Source organism: Xanthomonas sp. D-99, from assembly GCF_017746145.1.
Classification (GTDB): domain Bacteria; phylum Pseudomonadota; class Gammaproteobacteria; order Xanthomonadales; family Xanthomonadaceae; genus Xanthomonas; species Xanthomonas cissicola.
In genome coordinates, this window is sequence record NZ_JAGHWU010000033.1 from 96,632 (window position 1) to 117,643 (window position 21,012).

23 protein-coding genes, 1 tRNA gene and 1 pseudogene are annotated in these 21,012 nt (G+C 65.1%); 8 read left to right on the plus strand and 17 right to left on the minus strand.

The window, feature by feature from the left end:
• Positions 1-32: 32 nt before the first annotated feature.
• From J7360_RS13170 to rocF, 4 genes are all read right to left on the minus strand, one after another.
• Positions 33-242, minus strand: coding sequence for a CsbD family protein (locus J7360_RS13170; RefSeq protein ID WP_016904514.1), 210 nt, complete (start codon positions 240-242; stop codon positions 33-35).
• Positions 243-467: 225 nt separating this feature from the next.
• Entirely contained in the window at positions 468-602 is a 135-nt protein-coding gene (locus J7360_RS13175) for an entericidin A/B family lipoprotein (RefSeq protein ID WP_005914328.1), read from the minus strand.
• Positions 603-676: 74 nt separating this feature from the next.
• A complete protein-coding gene (locus J7360_RS13180) occupies positions 677-829 on the minus strand; it encodes an entericidin A/B family lipoprotein (RefSeq protein ID WP_003486606.1) in 153 nt (50 codons plus the stop codon).
• A 106-nt stretch (positions 830-935) separates the two neighbouring features.
• A complete protein-coding gene (gene rocF, locus J7360_RS13185) occupies positions 936-1,859 on the minus strand; it encodes an arginase (protein ID WP_057660636.1) in 924 nt (307 codons plus the stop codon).
• Between the two features lie 320 nt (positions 1,860-2,179).
• On the opposite strand from rocF, the gene J7360_RS13190 reads away from it, so the two are divergent.
• The 5 genes from J7360_RS13190 (at position 2,180) to tmk (ending at position 5,771) form a co-directional block, all read left to right on the plus strand.
• Entirely contained in the window at positions 2,180-2,632 is a 453-nt protein-coding gene (locus J7360_RS13190; protein WP_007974175.1) for a roadblock/LC7 domain-containing protein, read from the plus strand.
• Between the two features lie 63 nt (positions 2,633-2,695).
• Positions 2,696-3,055: a hypothetical protein gene (locus tag J7360_RS13195; protein ID WP_003486613.1), complete on the plus strand. Its 360-nt coding sequence runs from the start codon at positions 2,696-2,698 to the stop codon at positions 3,053-3,055.
• A gap of 96 nt (positions 3,056-3,151) precedes the next feature.
• Positions 3,152-4,069 carry a hypothetical protein gene (locus tag J7360_RS13200; RefSeq protein ID WP_057660643.1) on the plus strand — a complete coding sequence of 306 codons (918 nt, stop codon included), beginning with the start codon at positions 3,152-3,154 and terminating at the stop codon, positions 4,067-4,069.
• Positions 4,066-4,608, plus strand: a complete 543-nt coding sequence (locus tag J7360_RS13205; RefSeq protein ID WP_003486615.1) for a GTPase — start codon at positions 4,066-4,068, stop codon at positions 4,606-4,608. The genes J7360_RS13200 and J7360_RS13205 overlap by 4 nt, the downstream gene beginning before the upstream one ends.
• 479 nt (positions 4,609-5,087) lie before the next feature.
• A complete protein-coding gene (tmk, locus tag J7360_RS13210) occupies positions 5,088-5,771 on the plus strand; it encodes a dTMP kinase (RefSeq protein ID WP_057660646.1) in 684 nt (227 codons plus the stop codon).
• A gap of 304 nt (positions 5,772-6,075) precedes the next feature.
• On the opposite strand, the gene J7360_RS13215 is transcribed toward tmk, so the two are convergent.
• The 4 genes and pseudogenes from J7360_RS13215 to birA form a co-directional block, all read right to left on the minus strand.
• A tRNA-Thr gene (locus tag J7360_RS13215) sits at positions 6,076-6,151 on the minus strand.
• Positions 6,152-6,183: 32 nt separating this feature from the next.
• Positions 6,184-7,082 (minus strand): annotated as a pseudogene (locus J7360_RS13220) (SPOR domain-containing protein).
• Positions 7,083-7,091: 9 nt separating this feature from the next.
• Positions 7,092-7,820 carry a type III pantothenate kinase gene (locus tag J7360_RS13225; protein ID WP_007966936.1) on the minus strand — a complete coding sequence of 243 codons (729 nt, stop codon included), beginning with the start codon at positions 7,818-7,820 and terminating at the stop codon, positions 7,092-7,094.
• Complete coding sequence (birA, locus tag J7360_RS13230; RefSeq protein WP_057660648.1) at positions 7,817-8,833, minus strand: bifunctional biotin--[acetyl-CoA-carboxylase] ligase/biotin operon repressor BirA; 1,017 nt, start codon at positions 8,831-8,833, stop codon at positions 7,817-7,819. The genes J7360_RS13225 and birA overlap by 4 nt, the downstream gene beginning before the upstream one ends.
• A gap of 304 nt (positions 8,834-9,137) precedes the next feature.
• Between birA and J7360_RS13235 the strand changes: the two genes are divergently transcribed.
• Complete coding sequence (locus tag J7360_RS13235; protein ID WP_033484865.1) at positions 9,138-9,446, plus strand: hypothetical protein; 309 nt, start codon at positions 9,138-9,140, stop codon at positions 9,444-9,446.
• A gap of 8 nt (positions 9,447-9,454) precedes the next feature.
• Positions 9,455-10,210: a M90 family metallopeptidase gene (locus J7360_RS13240; protein ID WP_057660651.1), complete on the plus strand. Its 756-nt coding sequence runs from the start codon at positions 9,455-9,457 to the stop codon at positions 10,208-10,210.
• A gap of 137 nt (positions 10,211-10,347) precedes the next feature.
• On the opposite strand, the gene J7360_RS13245 is transcribed toward J7360_RS13240, so the two are convergent.
• The 9 genes from J7360_RS13245 to katB all read right to left on the minus strand — a co-directional run bounded on the left by J7360_RS13245 (position 10,348) and on the right by katB (position 20,580).
• On the minus strand, positions 10,348-11,532 hold the full coding sequence (locus J7360_RS13245) for a DUF1501 domain-containing protein (RefSeq protein WP_057660654.1): 1,185 nt from the start codon (positions 11,530-11,532) through the stop codon (positions 10,348-10,350).
• Positions 11,533-11,647: 115 nt separating this feature from the next.
• The gene (locus J7360_RS13250; RefSeq protein WP_057660774.1) at positions 11,648-13,228 is read right to left on the minus strand and encodes a DUF1800 domain-containing protein; all 1,581 of its coding nucleotides are present in this window, start codon (positions 13,226-13,228) and stop codon (positions 11,648-11,650) included.
• 119 nt (positions 13,229-13,347) lie between these two features.
• Positions 13,348-14,718, minus strand: coding sequence for an ATP-binding protein (locus tag J7360_RS13255; RefSeq protein WP_003489823.1), 1,371 nt, complete (start codon positions 14,716-14,718; stop codon positions 13,348-13,350).
• A gap of 74 nt (positions 14,719-14,792) precedes the next feature.
• On the minus strand, positions 14,793-15,476 hold the full coding sequence (locus J7360_RS13260) for a response regulator transcription factor (RefSeq protein ID WP_002808458.1): 684 nt from the start codon (positions 15,474-15,476) through the stop codon (positions 14,793-14,795).
• A gap of 71 nt (positions 15,477-15,547) precedes the next feature.
• Positions 15,548-15,913, minus strand: coding sequence for a hypothetical protein (locus tag J7360_RS13265; protein WP_209034038.1), 366 nt, complete (start codon positions 15,911-15,913; stop codon positions 15,548-15,550).
• A 276-nt stretch (positions 15,914-16,189) separates the two neighbouring features.
• Positions 16,190-17,194, minus strand: a complete 1,005-nt coding sequence (dusA, locus tag J7360_RS13270; RefSeq protein WP_057660657.1) for a tRNA dihydrouridine(20/20a) synthase DusA — start codon at positions 17,192-17,194, stop codon at positions 16,190-16,192.
• Between the two features lie 453 nt (positions 17,195-17,647).
• Positions 17,648-17,872, minus strand: a complete 225-nt coding sequence (locus tag J7360_RS13275) for a hypothetical protein (RefSeq protein ID WP_003489833.1) — start codon at positions 17,870-17,872, stop codon at positions 17,648-17,650.
• A gap of 575 nt (positions 17,873-18,447) precedes the next feature.
• The gene (locus tag J7360_RS13280; RefSeq protein WP_007966899.1) at positions 18,448-19,017 is read right to left on the minus strand and encodes an ankyrin repeat domain-containing protein; all 570 of its coding nucleotides are present in this window, start codon (positions 19,015-19,017) and stop codon (positions 18,448-18,450) included.
• A gap of 57 nt (positions 19,018-19,074) precedes the next feature.
• Positions 19,075-20,580 carry a catalase KatB gene (gene katB, locus J7360_RS13285; protein WP_174232380.1) on the minus strand — a complete coding sequence of 502 codons (1,506 nt, stop codon included), beginning with the start codon at positions 20,578-20,580 and terminating at the stop codon, positions 19,075-19,077.
• Between the two features lie 111 nt (positions 20,581-20,691).
• On the opposite strand from katB, the gene J7360_RS13290 reads away from it, so the two are divergent.
• A complete protein-coding gene (locus J7360_RS13290) occupies positions 20,692-20,913 on the plus strand; it encodes a hypothetical protein (RefSeq protein ID WP_209034030.1) in 222 nt (73 codons plus the stop codon).
• Positions 20,914-21,012: the final 99 nt, after the last annotated feature.

Below are 21,012 nucleotides of genomic sequence, written 5' to 3' on the forward strand. Positions count from 1 at the left end.
GCCTCGATCGGCGGCAGAATGGCACACCGTCGTCAGGTGTCGTCGCGCAGCGACTTTTCGAACGCGCGCACTTCCGTCTGGGCGCGGTCGCGATCCCAGCCGTAGCGTTCCTGGAGCTTGCCCTGCAGATATTCGGCATTGCCTTCGGCAACCTTGAAATCGTCGTCGGTAAGATCGCCCCACTTGGCCTGGGCCTTGCCCTTCAACTGGGTCCACTTACCGGAAATGATGTCAGTGTTCATGCGATGACTCCGCTGGTGCGGTCGCGATTGACCGTGGCGCCAGCGTGCCCACGCGGGCGTTGGCACTGGATCAAAAGGTGTCAAACCGCTGATCACCGCACTGAACCGTTGCCCACTCCCGTCGCTGGTCTCACTCACATGCCGTGCCGTGTCGCGCCGCGCCTTCCACGTCAGCGCGCACAAAAAACGGGCCTTGCGGCCCGTTTGTTCGCATGCGGCGTCGGATTACTTACGCGCTGCGTCTTCCACCTTCTCGCCAGCGCCCTGCACGTCCTTGCCGGCACCTGCGACGGTGTTGCAACCCGCCAGCATTCCCACCGACAACATCGACAGCACCAGCAGCACAATTGCACGCTTCATAACACACTCCTCATGGGTAAAGCGGCGCGTTGCCGCAGATCGATCAATTCAACAAGACCACGCGATGTGACGGATCAGCACTTACCGTCGCTGCATTTTTCGGCCGTTTTCTCGACCTTGTTGCCCGCACCCTGCATGTCCTTGCCGGCGCCGGCCACGGTGTTGCAGCCCGTCATCACGCCGGCCGAAAACAGGCCCAGCACCATCAGTGTCAGCAGTCGCTTCATCGCTCGTCCTCGTTCAATACGGTGCCAGCTCACCTGGCTTGGCGCCAAATCTGACTGCGCGGCCGTGGATTTGATGTGAACGCGTCGCGGTGCGCTCGGTACGGCATCAATCCCGCATCAGCGTCGACTTTCCGAACAGGCTTTCGACCAGATCCACCGCCAGCTCGGCGGTCGCGTTACGGTTGTCCAGCACCGGGTTGAGTTCGACGATATCCAACGACCCCATGCGCCCGGTGTCGGCAATCATCTCCATCACCAGTTGCGCCTCGCGGTAGTTGGGGCCACCGGGCACGGTGGTGCCCACGCCCGGCGCGATGCTGGGGTCGAGGAAATCCACGTCGAAACTCACGTGCAGGTGCGTATCGGCGCTCATGCCCTGCAATGCCGCTTCCATGGTGCGCTTCATCCCGGCTTCGTCGATGTAGCGCATGTCGTACACATCGATGCGGTGCTGCTTGATCAGCCGCTTCTCCTCCGGGTCCACCGAACGGATGCCGATCTGCCGCACCTGCTCGGGCAACAACGCCGGCGCACTGCCGCCCAGGTGCGTCAGCGCCTCGGGGCCCAGCCCGCACAGGCAGGCCACCGGCATGCCGTGCACGTTGCCCGAAGGGGTCACCTCGCTGGTGTTGAAATCCGAATGCGCATCCAGCCACAGCACCCGCAACGGCCTGCCCTGCTCACGGCAGTACTTGGTCACCGCCGTGATCGCGCCGATGCCCAGGCAATGGTCGCCACCGAGCATGATCGGCATGCGCCCGGCACGCAGTTCGGCGTAGCTGGCGTCCATCAGCGCCTGGTTCCACGCCACCACTTCGTCCAGATGCCGGTAGCCTGCCTGCGGCGCCTGCCAGGGATTGCGCGGACCATCCAGATTGCCCAGATCGCGCACCTCCACGCCGCGGCCGACCAGCGCCTCCTGCAGGCCGGCGATGCGTAGCGCCTCCGGCCCCATGCGCGCACCGCGATGGCCCGCGCCGATGTCGGTGGGTACGCCAATCAGGGAAACCGGCACGTACTGCGTTGCCATGCGTTGCTCCAGTAACGATAAGGCCGTGCAGTCTAGTTGCCCGCCCGCACAGTGACGCGCGGCAGCGCAGCACGCATGTCGCCGGTACTGAACAGTGCGAGCAAACGCGGGGTTTAGATCTGCCTCGTCGCGCCGCTATCGTGACGTGCCAGGGCACTTTGTGGCGCACCGGACTTTGCCGATTCTGCCTGTCTGACCGCCCAGTTAAGCATCACGGGCGGGCGTGACAGCCTGCTCGGATCCGGGTGGTATGGTGCGCCGCCCGGCGCGGCACACCACGCACGTACGCGCTCGGGCCATCACGCAACAGGGGGAGTTTCATGCCGCACAACGCCGTCAACCAGGTCGTCAAGGCTGCCGTAGGCGAAGTCCCGCGGGCATTGCATTTCTACGATCTGCAGCGCATCGGTCACGAATTTGCGCAGACCATCGAACGTGAGCCGGGCATCCGCCTGTTGATGCTCTCCACTGCAGACGGGCGTGCCATTACCGAGCGTTCCAGTCTGGAGGTGGACAGTCGCCGGCTTGCCGCGATGGCCAATTCGTTCCTGACCCTGGGCGAGACCCTGGCGCGCGAATCCAGCCTGAAAGAGGCCGATTACGCGACCATCAGCACGCGTGCCGGGCAACTGGTGCTGATCCGCATCCGCGCCGACAAGCCGCTGACGCTCACCGCAGTGGGCAGTGGCGACATCAATGCCGCTGCGCTGTTGTTCAATGCCCGCGATTGCGCCGGCCGCCTCGCCTCCGTGTTGACCCCGCCGCAAGGCTGAGCACTTGGCACTGTTTGTGCATGCCGCAAGGCACCCATTCCTCATCGTTTGTAAGGACCACACGTGTCAAAACTCAATCTGGAACACCTGCATTCGCTGGCCGGCTTCGTCGGCGCGGCGCTGGTCGATAGCGACAGCGGCATGGCGCTGGGCATGACCGGCGGTGCCGAGCTCAACCTGGAATTGGCGGCGGCCGGCAATACCGAAGTGGTGCGTGCCAAGCGCCGTATCGCCGAGCAGCTCGGCCTGAACGACACCATCGAAGACATCCTGATCACCCTTGCACGCCAGTACCATCTGCTGCGCCCACTGGAAAGCAACAGCACGCTGTTCCTGTATGTGGTGCTGGACCGCGCCAAGGCCAACCTGGCCATGGCCCGTCACGAGCTCAAGGCGTTCGAAAAGACTCTCGATTTCGGTTGATGCCGACAGCGCGGTGCCAGCGCATCGCCTGACCCAGCCTGCCGGTGCAGACCGGCAGGCATCTCGTAATCCAATGCGCCGCGACCGCGCCAGCTCATGACCACACCCATCCACGCCATGCGGGTCGCCACGGCCGGCCTGGACCTGCTGCACACCACACGCCTGAAGCTGGCGTGCTCGCTGCTGCTCGCCGAACGCATCGACGTGCAGTTGGGCCAATGGCCGCAGCACGCAGCCGATGTGGTGGTACTGGGCCTGGACAGCGCCGATGGCTTGGCCGCCTGGCAGGCGTTGCAGGGGCAACCGGTGCGTGTGCTGGTGGTGTCGCGCACGCCCATGGCCGGCGCGTGGATCAAGCACGGCGCCACCGTGCGCGAACTCAACGAACACATGCGCCTGCTGTTGTCCTCGCCGCACGCCACCCCGGTCGCGGAGCCGGCATTGCTGCTGCGGCATTGCCGCGGCGAATTCGGTGCCGGCGCAGTGACGCTGCAGCATGGGCAGTTGCACGTGCGTGTGGACCCGAGCAATGGTTGCGTGCAGTTGCCGGCTGGCGTGGCGCTGGCGGAGGTGATCGCCGCGCTGGACCGCTCGGGCTGGCACGTCGTGCCCGACCTCGCCGCGACCGCGTTACCTCAACGTATTTCCTTCGAAGCGCTGTTTTTCGCCCTGCCCGAGCATCTGCGCCAGGCGCTGCCGGCAGTGGAACCCGGCCATGCGCTGCAATTGCGTCAGTGGCCGGAGCTAACTGCAGAAACCAGTTCGCCAGCCCAGTTGCTGGCCATTGCCCACCTGCATGCACGCCCCTGGCGCCCGCAGGCGCTGGCCAATGCTTGCAAGCTGCCGCTGCAAACGGTGGAATGCCTGTTCGCCGCTGCACTTGCCAGCGGCCTCGCCCAGACTGCGGAGATTCCCGTGCCTGCAACGCAGCGTCGCCCAGACGGCGGCAACACGCGGTTCTTTTCCTGGGTCGCACGTCGGTTCGGCCTTTCCCTCTTCCAGGGGCAGTCATGAGTCTTCCAGCCAACAAGCTGGTGTTCGTCGGCGGCATGGGCGCCGGCAAGACCACCGCAGTGCGCTCCATCTCCGATGTGGAGCCGGTCAGCACCGAAATGCCGCTCAGCCAGGACGCGTACGGCGACAAGACCTACACCACCGTCGCGCTGGACTACAGCTCGATCGAGCTGGAAGACGGCGAACTGCTGCACGTCTACGGTGTGCCAGGCCAGAAATACCTGGATTTCATGTGGCCGCTGGTGTGCGACGGTGCGCTGGGTGTGATCGTGCTGACCAACGCACGCGACCCGCAGATGCTCACAGCCACGCTGGAGTTGTTGCGCGAGTTTTCGCAGATCGCACCCGAGGCCAGCCTGGCGGTGGGCATCACCATGACCGATGAAGTCGAGGATTTCCTGGTGCCGCCCTTTCGTGAGGCCCTGGTGGCCGAAGGCTTCCGCGTGCCGGTCATGCGCGTGGATGCGCGCTCGGCCACCCAGATCACCTTCCTGGTGAAGTCGCTGCTGTCCTACCGCTACACCTCGGCGACCAGCTGATCGAAAGCGCGCCTGGCGCGGGCGCTGGGCACGGCAGGCAAGACAAGGAATCTGGTCACGACGGTGCCTGAGAGGGCGTCACGCGGGGGATGCCGCCTCTAGGGTGGCGGCGACGCGTCCGTCTTCCTTGAAGCCAAAAACACGACTCAGTCGCGATGTGCGTGTGCAGTGTGTCTGACTTGTTCAGTATGGCCCGCGGCCAGAAGCCGGGATATCGGGACATTTCCGACATCGCGCAGGACATACCGGCGATAAGAGTTAGGCAATATCCGCCCCGGCGCGCCTCAGATCTTTCGGCTTCACCCCGTCGCGTTGCCGCCGCGCCCCGCCAGGCACGTCACGGCAGCGCTCGCACTGCATCGTCGCGTATCCCACATGTCCTGCGGCTGATTTTCGCCAGCGCGGGTGTCGCGAAGACTGCATGCTCGCCATTGCTGCTGGCGGTAGGGTCCATCGCCACGATCAGATAAAGTAGCGCGATGACAATCGAACTGAAGCCCGGCGGCTTGCTGATCGCCATCGAAGGCATCGACGGCGCCGGCAAGACCACCCTCGCCCGCCGCCTGGTCACCACACTGGAAGCGGCCGGCGCGCGCGTCGTGCTGAGCAAGGAGCCCACCAACGGCCCCTGGGGCACCCAATTGCGCCAGTCCGCCGCCACCGGCCGCCTGAGTGCAGAGGAAGAAGCCGAACTGCTCATCCGCGACCGCCACGAGCACGTGGACACGTTGATCGCGCCCGCGCTGGCACGTGGCGACATCGTCATCCTGGACCGCTATTTCCCATCGATGGTGGCCTACCAGGGCGCGGCCGGTCTACCGCTGGACGAACTCCTGGAGCGCAACGCCTTCGCGCCGCGCCCGGACGTCCTGCTGCTGCTCGACCTGCCCCCGCCCACCGGCCTGGCCCGTATCCGCGCCCGCGGCGATGCGCCAAACCACTTCGAAACCCAGGACAACCTGGAACGCTGCCGCACGATTTTTGCCGCGCTGGAATTACCCGGCAAACACGTGGTGGACGCCAGCGCCGATGCCGACAGCGTGCTGCGCCAGGCCCACGCCATCATCGTGGCCGCGTTGGCCGACCGACTGAGCGGCGATGCAGCACACACAGACACCGGCAAGGCCGCGCTGGAACTGCTCTCGGCCGGCCGCCCGGCCTGAATGCTGCACCTCGCATCGCGCGATCAACATCGCGCGATGACGTGACATGGTGCGAGCCACTTGAAGCGGCTACCAAAACGACGCGAGCAGCCTTCAGGCGAGCGTGGATAGCGCGCTCGGAACCGGAGTGCGACCCATACGCCCGCTCACACAACGCTGAGCACGTTACCGTCTGTTGGGACAGATGGCGGCAAGCAACGCGCCATCGTGCTCGGCAACGAGTTGATGCAAGGATCCCACGCCGCATCGCGTGCTCGAGCTGCAGCAACGTCGACCGTGATTGTCACGATGCATGGATCGAAGATGGTGCCGACACCCGGATTCGAACTGGGGACCTACCGCTTACAAGGCGGTTGCTCTACCAACTGAGCTATGCCGGCGAAGGCAGGCGCGTTGCGCGCCGGTGCGCATTCTAGCGCAGCGCGGCGCAATCTAGCGAACGCTGACGCGTGGCGCCGGCAGCCCCTTGCAGGGCACTGGTGGCCGCACTGGTGCGGACATCGATCCACCACCGCGATTGCCCGTTGCCGCTGGGCACCAGTTGCGCCGGGAATCCTGCGCCGACCAGGCTGGCCTGGCGCCGCTCGGCGCGCTCGCGGCTCTGGTACTGGCCCAGCGCCACGGTGTTGTCCTCGCCCTGCGCGATCACGTAGTAGTCGCCCATCCCGGCCGCGGCAATGCGCTTGACCAAGGCCTGCGCAGCCGCGCGATCGCCCACATTGGGCAACATCACCCGAAACGTGCTGATGCCGGCGTCCTTGTCCTCGCGCACGCTGGCGCGACTGGCCTGCCCACGCACGCGTGCCAGCGCGGCATCGGCATCGGCGCGTGCCGCAAAGGGTCCCAGGCTGGCGCAGCGCTCTGCGGCAGGCGGGGATGGCGTGGGCGATGCTTGTGCAGCCGTCGCGGCGACGCCATTGGCTGGTGTCGCAGCAGCGTTCGCCGCCGCTTCCGATGCACCGCGCGGCGCTTCCGCTGCAGCAGTGGTGGCCGATGTCGGCGCTGCAGACGTGGGCGTGGAGGGACCGGCAACTGCCTGCGGGGTTGGCGTGGGCATGGAGCAGGCCCAGATGCTGTCGATGTCGATGGCGCCGTCGACGCACTCTCTGCTGCAGACCCCGATCCCGTACGCGCTGCAGCCGGCAGCACAGCCCCGCCAGCACCGGTCACCGTTGGCAGCAACTCCAGCCGCGCCACACCGGTCGGCTGCGGCGGCGCCGACGGTGGTGCCGGTGGCGGCTGCAAGGCCCACCACAACGCCACCCCGGCGTTGAGGACGATCAAAACGACGATGAGCGCACGGACATACATGCCCCGATTCTACGGCGACGACGCGGCGGTCGCCCACGTCGCCAGACCGTCCAGTACCAGGGCGGCGCGGAACGTGGCATCGGGCAGCAGCGGCAGCAACGGCGGCGCGCCACCGCCATGCACCAGCAGCCGTACCGGAACGCCCAGGCTGCGTTGGGCGTGCTGCAGGCTGCGCTCGATCAGCGCCACCGCCGCGCCATCGCAGCCGGAGGTCAAGGCATCGTCGGTGTCGATGGCAAGCTCGACGTAATCGCCGCCGCTGGCCGGCAGTTGCACCGCGCGCGCATGCAGTGCTTCGCGCATGGTGGTGGGCGAGGCGGCGATGCGGCCGCCGTGATGCAGGCCATCGGCGCCGAGCACGTCGATGGTCAATGCGGTGCCCACGCCGGCTACCAGCACCGGCGCGTCGCCACGCGCACCCAGCAACGCCAGAAAGCGATCCACGCCGAAGCGGCTCGGGTCGGCATAGGCGATGCGGATGCCGGCGCATTCGGCGGTGGTTCGCACGATGCGCACCTGCGCAAAGCGCTCCTGCAGGCAGGCGATCATGCGTTGCGTCAATGCCGGCGCGGCCACGCTGGCGACATACGCAATACGCCCGGACGGCAGCGCCGCCAGCGCCGCCGCGTCCATCGCCTCGGCGCCATGCGCCCATGCCTGCACCTGGCCGGCACGGTTGCCGTGCAGCGGCGCGTACTTGAAGCGCGAATTTCCCAGGTCGAACAACCACTCGCTCATGCAGGTCTCACGCTCACTTCTCCGGAGTGGAACAGGCGCACCGTCTCGCCCACTTGCACCCGCAACGCACCATCGGCCGCCAGGCCGAGCGCGACTCCAGTCTGTCGGTTGCCGGCTTCTTCGACCTGCACCGCTCGCCCGCTCAAGACATCCAGGTCTGCATAGCGTCCCAGAAACGGCGCCAGCCCCTGCGCCTCGAACAGGTCCAGTGCCGGCAGCATCCCGGACAGCACCGCTGCCGTCACCCGGTCGCGCGACACCGGGCTGCCAGCCAGGGTATCCAGGTCGACCCACGGCTGGTCGATGCTGGCCGCTGCGGTCGCCGGCATGTGTACGTTCAAGCCCAGCCCGATCACTGCACGCGCGTTGCCGGCCATCTCGCCGCCGCCTTCGATCAACAGGCCGCCCAGCTTGCGCTGCCGCGCCAGCAGATCGTTGGGCCACTTCAGCCCGACATCGGCGAACCCGCAACCGCGCAAGGCTTCGGCCACTGCCACACCCACAGCCAAGCTCAGGCCCGCGAGTTGGCCCAGCCCGCCATTGAAACGGCGCGACGCCGACAGATAAATGTGCGCGCCCAGCGGCGAAGTCCATTGACGGCCGCGCCGGCCGCGGCCGCCGGTCTGGCGCTCCGCCAGCAGCACCGCCACGCCCTGTTCGGGCGCCGGCTGCGCCAGCAAGGTGGTGTTGGTGGATTCCAGCGTCCAGGCCACATCCAGTGCTGTCAGCCCAGCTGCCGCACCGGATGCCATGCCGGCACGGATGCGCGTCGCGTCCAGCAGATCCAACGGCGTGGCCAGGCGGTACCCGTCGCCAGCCCGCCCCTCGATGTCGACGCCGGCCGCTCGCAGATTCTGGATGCGCTTCCACACCGCCGCGCGGGTCAGCCCGGCATCGCGCGCCAACGCATCGCCAGACAGCCGGCCACCGGCAAGTTTGGCCAGCAATGCACGGTCATCCACGGCTGCGGCGGGCGATGCGGCGTGACGTGGCGACGGCGCGGTCTGCAGCATCCGCAAGCAATGCCTGTGCTGCGTAGCCGGTGTGCCGCCGGGGCAACGCGCGTGGCGCAGCATCGACGGGCCAGACCAGGCGTGCGGTCGGCTCTGCGACCGACAGCACCGAGCATGCGCCCTGCGGCTGACCAACGCGCGCGCCAGACCCATCTCCCGCAGCGCCTGCGCCGTACCGACGGCCACCGGCGCCTTTCATCTCACAGTGCATTGCGCGCAAAGTCCCCGAATCCATCCGCCAAAGTATGCGCCAAGCCCTCCCGGGCGCCCAGCGCGGCTTGCGTGAGGGAGTGAAAAGCGCGTTATGATCGGCGACTCACGCCGCTTGCCCTGGATGTGGACGATGCGCCGAATCACGGTTTGCCTGCTGCTGTTGTTGGCTCCGCTTGCCGCCCTGGCATCGGACCAGCTGATCGACGGCGATCATGACAGCTGCATCAGCACCAACTCGGCAGCACGCGGCAGAACACCGGCGCCCGAGGCGGCGCCGGCACGCAACAGCCCGCACAAAGCCACGCCGTCCACCGGCGGCGGCAGCGATGGCGATTCGTTGTTCCCGCGCATGCGCACGATGCCGCGCTGGCACAGTTTCCTGCCGGGCATGTTCCGCTGATCCAGTGGTTGACGCGCTGGCTGCGCCGGCCGCCCCCCGACATTGCTGATGCGCTGTGGCAGCGGCTGTGCGGCAGTTGCGCCTGGGTCGCCGCGCTCGATCCGCCCCGCCAGCACCGTCTGCGTGCATTGACCGCGCAGTTCCTGCAGCAAAAGACCATTTCGCCCGTTGACGGGCTGCAGCTGCAAGCGAACGATCAGCTTGTGCTTGCCGCGACCTGCTGCCTGCCGCTGCTGGAAATCGGCGCCGCCGGCTGGCGCGGCTGGTCGCAGCTGATCGTGTATCCGGATGCGTTCCGCGTGCAGCGCACCCACATGGATGCGGCCGGGGTGATGCATGCCTGGGACGACACCCTGATCGGCGAAGCCTGGGAGCAAGGTCCGTTGATCGTCAGCTGGGCCGATGTGCAAGCCGACCTGGACGACCCGCAGGCAGGCTTCAACGTGATCGTGCATGAGATGGCGCACAAGCTCGATGCACTGGATGGCGCGCTCGACGGCACGCCGCCCCTGCCACGCGATGCGCAACGCGCCTGGGCACGCGATTTCCAGCATGCCTACGATCTGTTTTGCCAACGCGTCGATGCGGGTCAAGACACCGAGATCGATCCGTATGCCGCCGAAGCCCCGGAGGAATTCTTCGCAGTGGTCAGCGAATATCACTTCTCCGCACCGCACGTGCTTTTGCGCACGATGCCGCAGGTCGCCCTGCACCTGGAACGGTTTTACGGGCGCTCACCGTTTGCAGATTCAGTGCAACGTTGATGTGCCGCGTCGCGGAGCGGCGTGCGTGATCGCCGTCGGCAGAGGCAACCTGCAGCCATCGCCCGAAGCAGACGCCGCGGGATCGACACACGCCGGCTGTCGATACCACGCACGTTGCGATCGCTCGCCATGCACACTCACACCAATCCAAGATCGCGTGGCTTGGCACCTGGGAACACCCGCTCCAACTGCGCTGGCGACAGCCCCCACAGACGGCTGAGCATCCCGCCGAACAGGCTGCGGTAATTGTTGAGTACCGGGTAATCGCGATTCTGCAGCAGCTGCGCCTGTTGGACCGCCACCTGTTCGCCAGCGATGCGACCACCGCGCACGCCACCTCCCAGTACCCAATACGTGGTGCCGTGCCCGTGATCGGTGCCCTTGCTGCCATTTTCGCGGAAGGTGCGGCCGAATTCGGAGATGACGACCACCACGGTGTCGTTCCAGGCCGGGCCCAACGCATCGGCATAGGCAGCCAGCCCTTCGCCGAGATTGCGCAGGTTGTTGGCCAGGCCACCTTCCACGCTGCCCTGGTTGGCATGCGTGTCCCAGCCACCGACATCGACGAAGCCCAGGCGATACCGCTCGCGCATCAAGGTGGCCATGCGCCGGGTTTCATCGGCGAAGGTGCGTGCGCTGGCGGCGCCACGGCCGGCCTGCTCCATCTCTTCGCGCAGCTGCGCGGTGACCTGCTGACGCAGCGCCAAGCCCTCGCGCGCAGCGGCCGCCAGCGGCGTGCTGTCGTACATCTGCGACAGGATCTGTGCCTGCCGCGCATCCAGCCCGCCTTTGCCGATACTCCGCAACGACACATTGGGTAAATCGCCACCGCCCTGGAACGTCAGCGGCAACGAATCAGTGAACGCGATGGCTGGCACGCCACTGAGCACCCCCGACAGGCGCGCCATGAACCCGGAGCGGTAATCGCGGTGCGTGCCGGCCTGGCCGGATTCGATATCGTCCTGGGTTTCGAAGTGACTGCGCGACAGGTCGTCGGTGCCGGCAAACGGCACGAAGGCCACTTGCTTGCGTTCCCACAGTGGCAGCAGCGTCTCGCGCACCACCGGGTTGAGACCCCACTGCGCGTTCAGCGCGACAGCACTGTTTGGATTGGCCGGATCAGGCCGCGCAATCGCCAGGCTCGGCCGCGACTGGTAATAAAAATCGCTGCCATGCGGCACCAGCAGATTATTGCTGTCGTAGCCGCCACGCAGAAACACCACCAGCATGCGTGCGCTATCGCGTGGCGCAGCGAACAGACGACCGGCCCACGGCACGCTTGCAGCGGCTGCAGAGGCAAGCAGAAATTGACGTCGTTGCATGGTGTACTCCCGCGGCGGTGACCGCCTGGCATTCGTGGACCGCTGGATCAGCGTTTTGATTCTGCGAACGTGAATCGTGGGCCTTGAATCGGCGCTCCGAATCGGCGCCATGGCCTCAGCGATAGTTGAAGTCTGGCGACGACAGCAAAAACCCATTCCATTCGGCAGGCGAGCGCGCCTGATCCAGCGCCTGCCGTGTGGCAGCCGAGAGCGATGGCGCCAACCAGCGGTACGACGGGCGCGTCTCGATCTGCACCAGCGCAGGAATCGGCGTCTGGTTGTCGCCCTCCAGACGAAACAACTGCTTCGGTCCGCCGCCGATCGAACGCGCCACCTCGAACCTGCGTGCCAACTGCCCGGAACTGGTCCAGGCCTGCGATTGCAGCGACCAACCATCGGGCGTGATGCGACCAAACAACGGTTCACCCAGCTGCTGCACCCAACTGGCCATTGGCGCGGCATTGATCACCGGCTGCCCCTCGTACGCCACCCGCATCGCCGACACCACGAACCGGTTCGGGTCCTTGAACTTGCGCGGTTGCGCCTGCGCAAACTCCGGCGACGCCAGCATGGTCTGCATGACCTTGGCGATATCGCCATCGCTATGCTGGAAGGTATTGGCCATGCGCGTCACCAGCGCAGTGGGCGGTGTGTCGCTGACGAAGTACTCGGCCAGGCGCTGCGAGATGAAATGCGCACAGGCCGGCTGCCGCACCAACAACTGCACGGCGCGTTCGATCTCATCCAGCCCACCGCCGGCAATGCGCTGGCCAAGCAGCATCTTGTCGCCGGGTTGATGACGCGCCGGATTGAATTCGAACAGACCCTTGCGCACCACCTGCGCCTGCCCTGAACCTGCGGGCGGCAACGGCGGTGCGCCGGTGGGCGTGATCGGTACCAGGCCCGCGCCGGTGAGGATCAGCGCCAGTTGCTGCACATCCTGCTGGCTGTAGCCGCCGTGCACGCCCAGCGTGTGCAGTTCCATCAACTCGCGTGCGTAGTTTTCGTTGACCTTGCCCTTGGCGTTCTTGGCGTTGTCCAGGTACTCCAGCATTGCCGGGCTTTCCAGCGTGGCCATCACCAGGTCGGCGAACTTGCCGGTGGCATTGGGGCGGATCGCGTTTTCCATGTAGTCGGCCGCCATCCACTTCACCCGGGCCTTGTCGGCATACACGCTGAAATGGTTGAGCCAGAACCACACCAGTTGCTCGCGCAGTTGATCCGGCGCGTACACCGCGCGCAACAGTTGCGCCTGCCGCGCCTGCACCAGCATCTGACCACCGCGCGCCTGCCACTCCTTGCGCAAGGCAACCTTCTCATCGCCATCGGGCATGGACTGCAGGCGGACCTTGTCGGCTTCGTACTGGGTCAGCAGATCCACCAGCGGGGTATGCAGCGCGTCGAAGCGCTGCAGCTGCGCGCGTACCGGCGCGGGCAACGCAGCGTCGTCGCTGGGCTGCAACAACAGTGCACCAAAGCGCTTGGGCCCCAGCCGTGTCAGTTGGGTCGCGCTGCTGCCATCAACCCCGTAAGTGGCCCGCTGCAGCCAGCGCATCTGCGATGGTGTCAGCGGCGCTTCGGCAGCCGTGCAAGTGAGCGCGCACAGGCTGCCGATCAACAGCGGCAGCACCCGCCATCCTCGCGTGTGTTGCGCGTGCGCGTGCACGCATACGGCCTGGCCAGCTTGCTCGAACATGCAGCCCTCCATCGCAACGGCTTGCCCACTCAGTATGGGTAAGCCAACGCGTGAGGCGTTAAACGGTTGTCGGAACGCCAGCGCACATTGGCCACGGGTTCATCGGGCCCCTCCGGCGGTCACAGTCCCGGCGGCAGGGTCACATCGAAGCGGGCGCCGCCCAGTTCCTGCGAGCGCACCACCTGCAGCTCGCCGCGATAGCCCTTGATCAGGTCCTGCACGATCGACATGCCGATGCCGTGTCCTTGCACGCGCTCGTCGCCACGCACGCCGCGCTGCAGAATCTTGGCCACGTCTTCCGGCGCGATGCCGGGGCCGTCGTCTTCCACCGACAGAATCAAGCCGGCACGACGGCTACCGGTGGTGGGCCCCGGTTTTGCGGTCAGCAACACGCGGCTACGCGCCCACTTGAAGCCGTTTTCCAGCAGGTTGCCGAGCAGTTCCTGCAAATCGCCCGGCTCGCCGTGAAAGCGGGCCTCGGGGGAAATATCGAATTCGCACAACACGCCTTTGACCGAATACACCTTCTCAAGACCACGCACGATTTCTTCGGCGGTCGACTCGATCGGCAATGGTGCCGCGAACAATTTGTGCCCGCTGGAAGCCGCACGTGCCAGCTGATACGACACCAGGTCGTTCATGCGCCGCAGCTGCACATCCATTTCTTCGTGCAGATCGCGCTCGGACGCACCGCTATCCAATTGCGTACGCAAGACGGCAATGGGCGTCTTGAGGCTATGCGCAAGGTCGGCCAGCGTATTGCGCTGACGCTCCAGGTTGTCGCGTTCGCTCTCGATGAAGGCATTGATGCTGTCGGTCAGCGGCTCCAGTTCGCGCGGATGCTGCTCGCTCATGCGCTGGATCTCGCCGCGCTGCACCTTCGTCAACTCATTGATGACCCGCCGCAGCGGACGCAGGCTCCATTGCAGAATGAAGGCCTGCAACACCAGCAGCACCACACCGGCGCTGCCAAGGTAGAACCATACCGCACCACGGAACACGCGCAGTTGCGCGCCCATCGAGCGCGCGTCTTCCATCACATAGATGGTGTACGGAATCTCGCCACCGTGTTCGCGTTCGACATAGCTCACGCCCAGCCCGTAGCGATACAGCTGGCCCAGGCTGCCGTCGATCTGGGTCATTTCCAGCGGGCCGATGAATTCTTCCTGGCGCGGCTCCAGCATGCGGCCGTGCGGAATGTTCGGGCCTTCGGCCGACATCGAGGTCCAGCTTTCGTCCGGACGCACGACTTCCACATACAGGCCGCCACCGGGAACATCGAAACGCGGGTCGGGCGGTTGCCCGCCGATATACAGCGACCCGTCGCGCACAAAATCGATATTGGCCGCATACGCGGAGGCGTAGTTCTTCAGCCGCTCGCGTAGGTTCTTCTCGGCGGTGTCGGCAAACGCCACATCCAGCGCGTAACCCGCCAGCGCCAGGAAGGCGACCAGGCTGAGGCTGGCGGCCAGCAGCTGGCGGGCCTGCAATGAGCGCGGCCGCCAGCGTCTATACCACTTGGAGCGGCCCGGCACTTGGTCTTCCTGCTCGTTGACGCGCTGACTCAGCCTTCGGTACGCGGAATGGCGAAGCGATAACCGCGTCCACGCACGGTCTCGATCGGCTTGAGTTCACCATCGGGGTCGAGCTTCTTGCGCAGACGACCGATGAACACTTCCAGCACGTTCGAATCGCGGTCGAAGTCCTGCTGATAGATGTGCTCGGTGAGATCGGCCTTGGAGACCAGTTCACCGGCATGCATCATCAGGTACTCGAGCACCTTGTACTCATAACTGGTCAGATCGACATTGGCGCCGTTGACGCTCACCGTCTGCGCCGCCAAATCCAGCGCGACCGGGCCGCATTCCAGCGTGGGCTTGCTCCAGCCGGCAGCACGCCGCAGCAGCGCATTGACGCGCGCCAGCAACTCTTCGACGTGGAACGGCTTGACCAGATAATCGTCGGCACCCTGTTTGAGGCCTTCGACCTTGTCCTGCCAGCTCGAGCGCGCGGTCAGGATCAGCACCGGAAACTTCTTGCCCTCATCGCGCAAGGCCTTGATCAGCTCCATCCCCGACATCTTGGGCAAGCCAAGGTCGATGATGCCGACATCAAATGGCACTTCACGGCCCATGTAGAGGCCTTCTTCGCCGTCCTGTGCAGCGTCGACCGCAAAGCCTTCGCGCTTCAGGCGCGCCGCAAGGGTTTCGCGCAGCGGAGCTTCGTCTTCGACCAAAAGGATACGCATGCACTCTCCCTAGTTACGTTGTCGGCCAGTGGCCGGGGAATTTATAAGACTGAACGCAGAACTATCTACGTTCAGTGGTTATCGTCGCGTGGTGGCGCGTCGGGCGGTGGCAAGTTACGCGCAGGCGCAGCCTGCGTCTGCTCCGGCTCATACACGGTGTGCACGCGCCCGTCCTTCATGTACTTGACCCGATTGAGATTGCCGCCGTCGAACGGCACCCGCTCGGCGCCCAGAATCTGTCCACCGGTGGACCGTTGTACATGCCGAATGGTGTCCGACAGCGTACGGCTATTGCCGCGCGCCGAAGGCGGCAATGCCTCGCGCCCGCTCTGCACCATCGGATAGCCCTGGCCCCAGGCCGACGGCGCGGCCATGGCAACCCAGAGGGCGACCAGAGCGACTTGGCTAGCGCGGCAGAGCGATTGGGTCACAAACAGATCCTAGCGGGTTGTTCAGGAACATTCAAAATTCGTGAAATCGACCACACACAATTGAGGATCGAGCATCGGAATCGAGGCAAATTCTTGATTTTTCGGGGTGAATCCGATCTGAACTTTTTAGCTTCACGTTAACAGCGTTCAGTGAAATGAATACCGATCAGATCCGCGCGCACGACCAGCGCGCGTTTGTTGCGGACGCGCCTGCTGCAGAAACGACCGGAGATACTCGGACATCCCGGCAGTCCGTTCAGGAATGCAAGCGGTGGGCCAAAGTCAGGCAACGACTCGCCAGGACCGTGTATCGGTGCGCTCCAATGCCTGCTCGACCAGTTCCCAGCCGGCACCCGGACGATGGGCGCCCTCGCTCAGGACCTGCCGGAACGCCCTGCCTCCAGGCTGGCCATGGAACAGGCCCAGCACGTGCCGGGTCATGTGCTTCAAGCCCACCCCCTGTGCCAGCTGTGATTCCACGTACGGCTGATAGGCGCGCAGCAAGGACTCGCGCGGTTGCTCGGGCCGCTGGTTCAAGGCGGCATCCAGACAATGCAGGACGTACGGGTCGTGGTAAGCGGCGCGGCCGAGCATGACGCCGTCGGCGTGCTGCAGATGCGCTATTGCCGGGTCAACGGCCACAATGCCGCCGTTGAGCACGACCGGCAGACCGGGCCGCTCCTGCTTGAGCCGGTAGGCCCAGTCGTACCGAAGCGGCGGCACTTCGCGGTTTTCCTTCGGCGACAAGCCCTTGAGCCAGGCATTACGGGCGTGCACCACCACCATGGCGGCGCCGGCCGCGACCACCTGGTCGACAAAGCGGGCGAACAGCGTGTAATCGTCATCGTCGTCCACGCCCAGGCGGCACTTGACCGTGATCGGCAAGTGGGTGGCCGCGCACATGGCCGCAACGCACTCGGCCACCAGCCCCGGCTCACGCATCAGGCAGGCGCCAAAACGCCCGGCCTGCACGCGGTCGGACGGGCAACCGCAGTTGAGGTTGATCTCATCAAAGCCCCATTCCTGCGCGATTGCCGCCGCCTGCGCGAGCAAGGCAGGATCGCTGCCGCCCAGTTGCAGCGCCAGCGGATGTTCCACCGCATCGAAGCCGATCAAGCGCGCGCGGTCGCCGTGGATCACCGCGTTGGCGTGCACCATCTCGGTGTAGAGGCGTGCGGACGGCGCCAACAGGCGGTGGAAGACCCGGCAATGGCGGTCGGTCCAGTCCATCATCGGGGCAACGGACAGGCGCAGGGAGGCGGCGTAACGATCGGTGGAAGCGGTCATCGACAAGGTAGCCGCAGCGAGCGGCCATGGGAATGCGAAGCAGGATCAACAGCTTACACGGGCCCCGATGAATCTGCGGCAGTGCGGCATGGATGTGGGAACGCCTGCGCCTCAGCCTGGCTGCAAGGTCGCTTGTTCGCGTGCCGGATGATCTAGGAGGACCGGTTGATCGAATCCGAGCGTTAGGCGCAAATGCAGATGCCGCTGGTGACGCGCTTGGGCCGCCAGGATCAAGCTAAGCTCGACCTTCGGACGGGGGCGAATGCCCTGCATTGGCGCTGGCTTGGTTTTCCCTCGCTCGCCGAGGACCGGCCGGAGCGGAGGCATCGCCGCAGGATACGCGGTGCCTGTCTGCGTTCGCCCTGCGGAGCGAACGCGTTGCATCGTCAGTGACGAGCTGAGCTTTCTCGGTCCAGTGCCGCAATCATTGCTGCGTCCGGACGGAAGCGAAACTTACGGGTTACGGACACCGACACGCTCTTCGGCGCTCAGCGGCTTGCCCAGCGCATGGTAGGAGGCAATCAGCGTGATCAGGGCCGTGCCCATGACCGTGTAGAAGCTCCACGACTTGGCCAGCACGTGCACCTGGCCGAACACCAGCGCAACGACGGCGGTGGCAGTGCACAGCACCATGGCCAACAGCGACATCAGGAAAGGGATGGAGGGATCGAGCTTCATGGTCCGGGGGTTCCAAGGTGCGATGCGATAGCTGCAGCATCGGCGTTCCCGGCGCTTTCTTGAACTGTTTTCCGCGGTTTTTTCCGGGCGATTCAAAGCAAGTCAGCAAGCACTCAGTTTTCTGTCAAAACCTTGGCGCGCAAGGGTTTGTGCGTCAGAAAAATCCTGACGCAATGGCGAAAAGATCACCACCACCGTCAGAGATCCAGCGCGGCCGTGGCGGAAAACCGACGACGCTGCCAGGAGCGGTTTGACGCTACCAGACAGTGGCTTGGAGTGCTGCGATGGATGCGGCGATGCCCCTCGACGACGTCGACGTGGCAGGTGCAGCAAGAGCTGGAGGATGCGCAGCGACCAGATAGACGGCGCATCATGCACCCCCAGCCGTGGCGTGCTTCGCCAGAGACGGGACGCGTTGCGACAAGAGCGCGCGTGACCACCTACCTGCCGCACAGCAGCCGTTGGCTACGAGCAGCCGCCCGCTGCTTCTAGCGGGTAAAGCGCAAGCACATACGCGCATCGCGGCCGATGCGGCACGCTGTGAGCAGCAGCCCTGGCAGGCAAGACTGGCGCGCTCAGCGCGCCGGCGCGGTGGCGAATTCGCCGCGTTGCAGCTTGGTCACATCGTTGCCCTGCCCGTCCTTGAGGCTGAGGTCCGCTCCCTTGGCGGCGAGGTCCTTGAGCACGTCGGTGCGTTGGAACAACGCCGCATACATCGCAGCGGTCTGGCCGGCGTTGTTGCGCTGGTCCGGCGCGCAATCGGCCTGCATCAAGCGCTTGGCGATGCCCAGCTCGCCCTTGAAGATGGCGCCCATCAGCGCGGTGTTGCCGCGCTTGTCCTGCGCGCAGGGGTCGGCGCCGGCGCTCAGCAACTGCTCCACCGCCGGCCGCTGGCCGTGGTACGCGGCCAGGATCAAGGCGGTATAGCCCTTCTCGTCGCGGGTATTGAGGTCGTAATGCGAGCGAATGAACTCGGCCAGCATGTCCTGGCGGCCCTCACGCGCGGCGTCGAAGAAATACTCGCGCAGCTGCAGCTTGATCTGCTCAGGCGTGGCGGTGGCCGTCGCGCTGGCAGCGGATGCAGGTGACGCAGCGTTGGCAATCACAGACACGCTGCCAAGCATCAGAAACAACAGGGTGCGCATAGGAATCTCCCGAAAAAAGACGACATCGCGGCGCAGCCGCGAGGTCGTCGGGACGGATCAGTCCTGCAGGCTGGAGGCCAGCTGCTTGACCCGCGCCAGGTCGCCCTTGGCCACGCGGGTGACGCCGGTGCCGTACTCGGGGTCGGCCTTGTACAGGAACGACAGCATCAGATGCTTGCTTTCGGTATCGGTGGCGGCCAGCGACTCGCCGAAGCTCTGCACCAGGTCGGCACGGTCCTTCTTGCTGTAGGAGCGATACAACTCGCCGGCCTGCTTGAAGTTCTGCTCGCGGGTGATCTTGGCCTGCTGGGTCGTGCCCGACAACGGCAGCTCGCTGTAGCGCGCAGCGGTGTCCTGCGGACGCGGCTCCAGGCGGCTCGGCTCATAGTTCACGCCACTGGTGGTCTGACCGATGTTGCCCTGCCCATCCTGGTTGCCGTTGTTGACCGCCACACGCGGGCGATTGACCGGCAGGCTCAGCCCATTGGCACCGATGCGATACAGCTGCGTATCGGCGTACGAGAAAATACGGCCCTGCAACAGGCGGTCTTCAGACGGCTCGATACCCGGCACCAGATTGGCCGGCGCCATGGCCACCTGCTCGGTTTCCTGGAAGAAGTTGTCGACGTTCTTGTTCAACACCATCTGGCCGACCTTCTGCTCCGGCACGTCCGGCCAGATCTTGGTGGCGTCGAGCGGGTCGAAATCGAACTTGGCCAGGTCTTGCGGCTTGAGCACCTGCACGTACAGATCCCATTTCGGGTAATCGCCCTTCTTGATCGCACCGACCAGATCGTTGGTCAGGTGGCTGTAGTCCTTGGCCTGCACCGCAGCGACCTGCTTGGGATCGAGGTTCTTGATGCCCTGCAGCGTCTTCCAGTGGAACTTGACGTAGTGCACTTCGCCCTGCGCGTTGACCAGCTTGTAGGCATGCACGCCATTACCGTCCATGAAGCGGTAGCCAGCAGGCGTACCTTCATTGGAGTACAGCAGGGTCAGCGTGCGCGTGGCTTCGGGCACGTGCGAGAAGAAATCGAAGCGACGCGAATCGTCATCCAGATTGGTGCGCGGATCCGGCTTGAACGCATGCACCATGTCGGGGAACTTGATCGCATCGCGGATGAAGAACGTGGGGAAGTTGTTGCCGACCAGATCCCAGTTGCCTTCGCTGGTGTAGAACTTGGTGGCGAAGCCATGCGGGTCGCGCAGCGTCTCCGGCGAGTGGTTGCCATGCACCACCGACGAAAAACGCACGAACACCGGCGTTTTTTCGCCGGCGCTGAACACCTTGGCCTTGGTCAGATTGGAGAGATCGGCAGTGGCGGTGAACTCACCTTTGACGCCAGTGCCGCGCGCATGTACTACGCGCTCCGGGATGCGCTCGCGATCGAAGCGCTGCAGCTTCTGGATCAGCTGCACGTCCTGCAGCAGCGTCGGACCGGTGGCACCGGCTGTCTGCGAATTCTGGTTATCGCCGACCTTGGCGCCATTGTCGCGGGTCAGAACGGATTGGGCGAAGACCGGCGGAGCGATCAACGTCGGGGCTAGCAGGGCTAGCACCATGAGGGGTCCAGGGCGCATGGCGTCGGCTCGTTTGAGGAGGCTGAATCATCGCCAGCAGGCCGAAGCGTGAGAAGTCGTTAGTTATGATCGCTTCGATAGGGGAACATGATGATGACCGCGTTGCGTGATATGCATCGCCAAACCCGCGAGCGGTGCATAGCAAATAACCGCATTATCGAGCGCTGTGTGCGTCATTGCGTTTTGCGCGACCTCAATGCCAATCGCGCAGCCAATGTTGCGCTGCAAGAGTCATGCGCAGTGCGGATGATGCGAGTGGCCATTGCGCATCGCGCGTATGCCGATGCGATGCGACTGGCCATGCTCCCCGTGTAGCTGCACAACGCGACACTGGCTTGCATCGTGCAACACCCAAAACGGCACGCTATATCCGTATCGGCAGCGCATCACCATCGCACGCGAAATTGCACGATG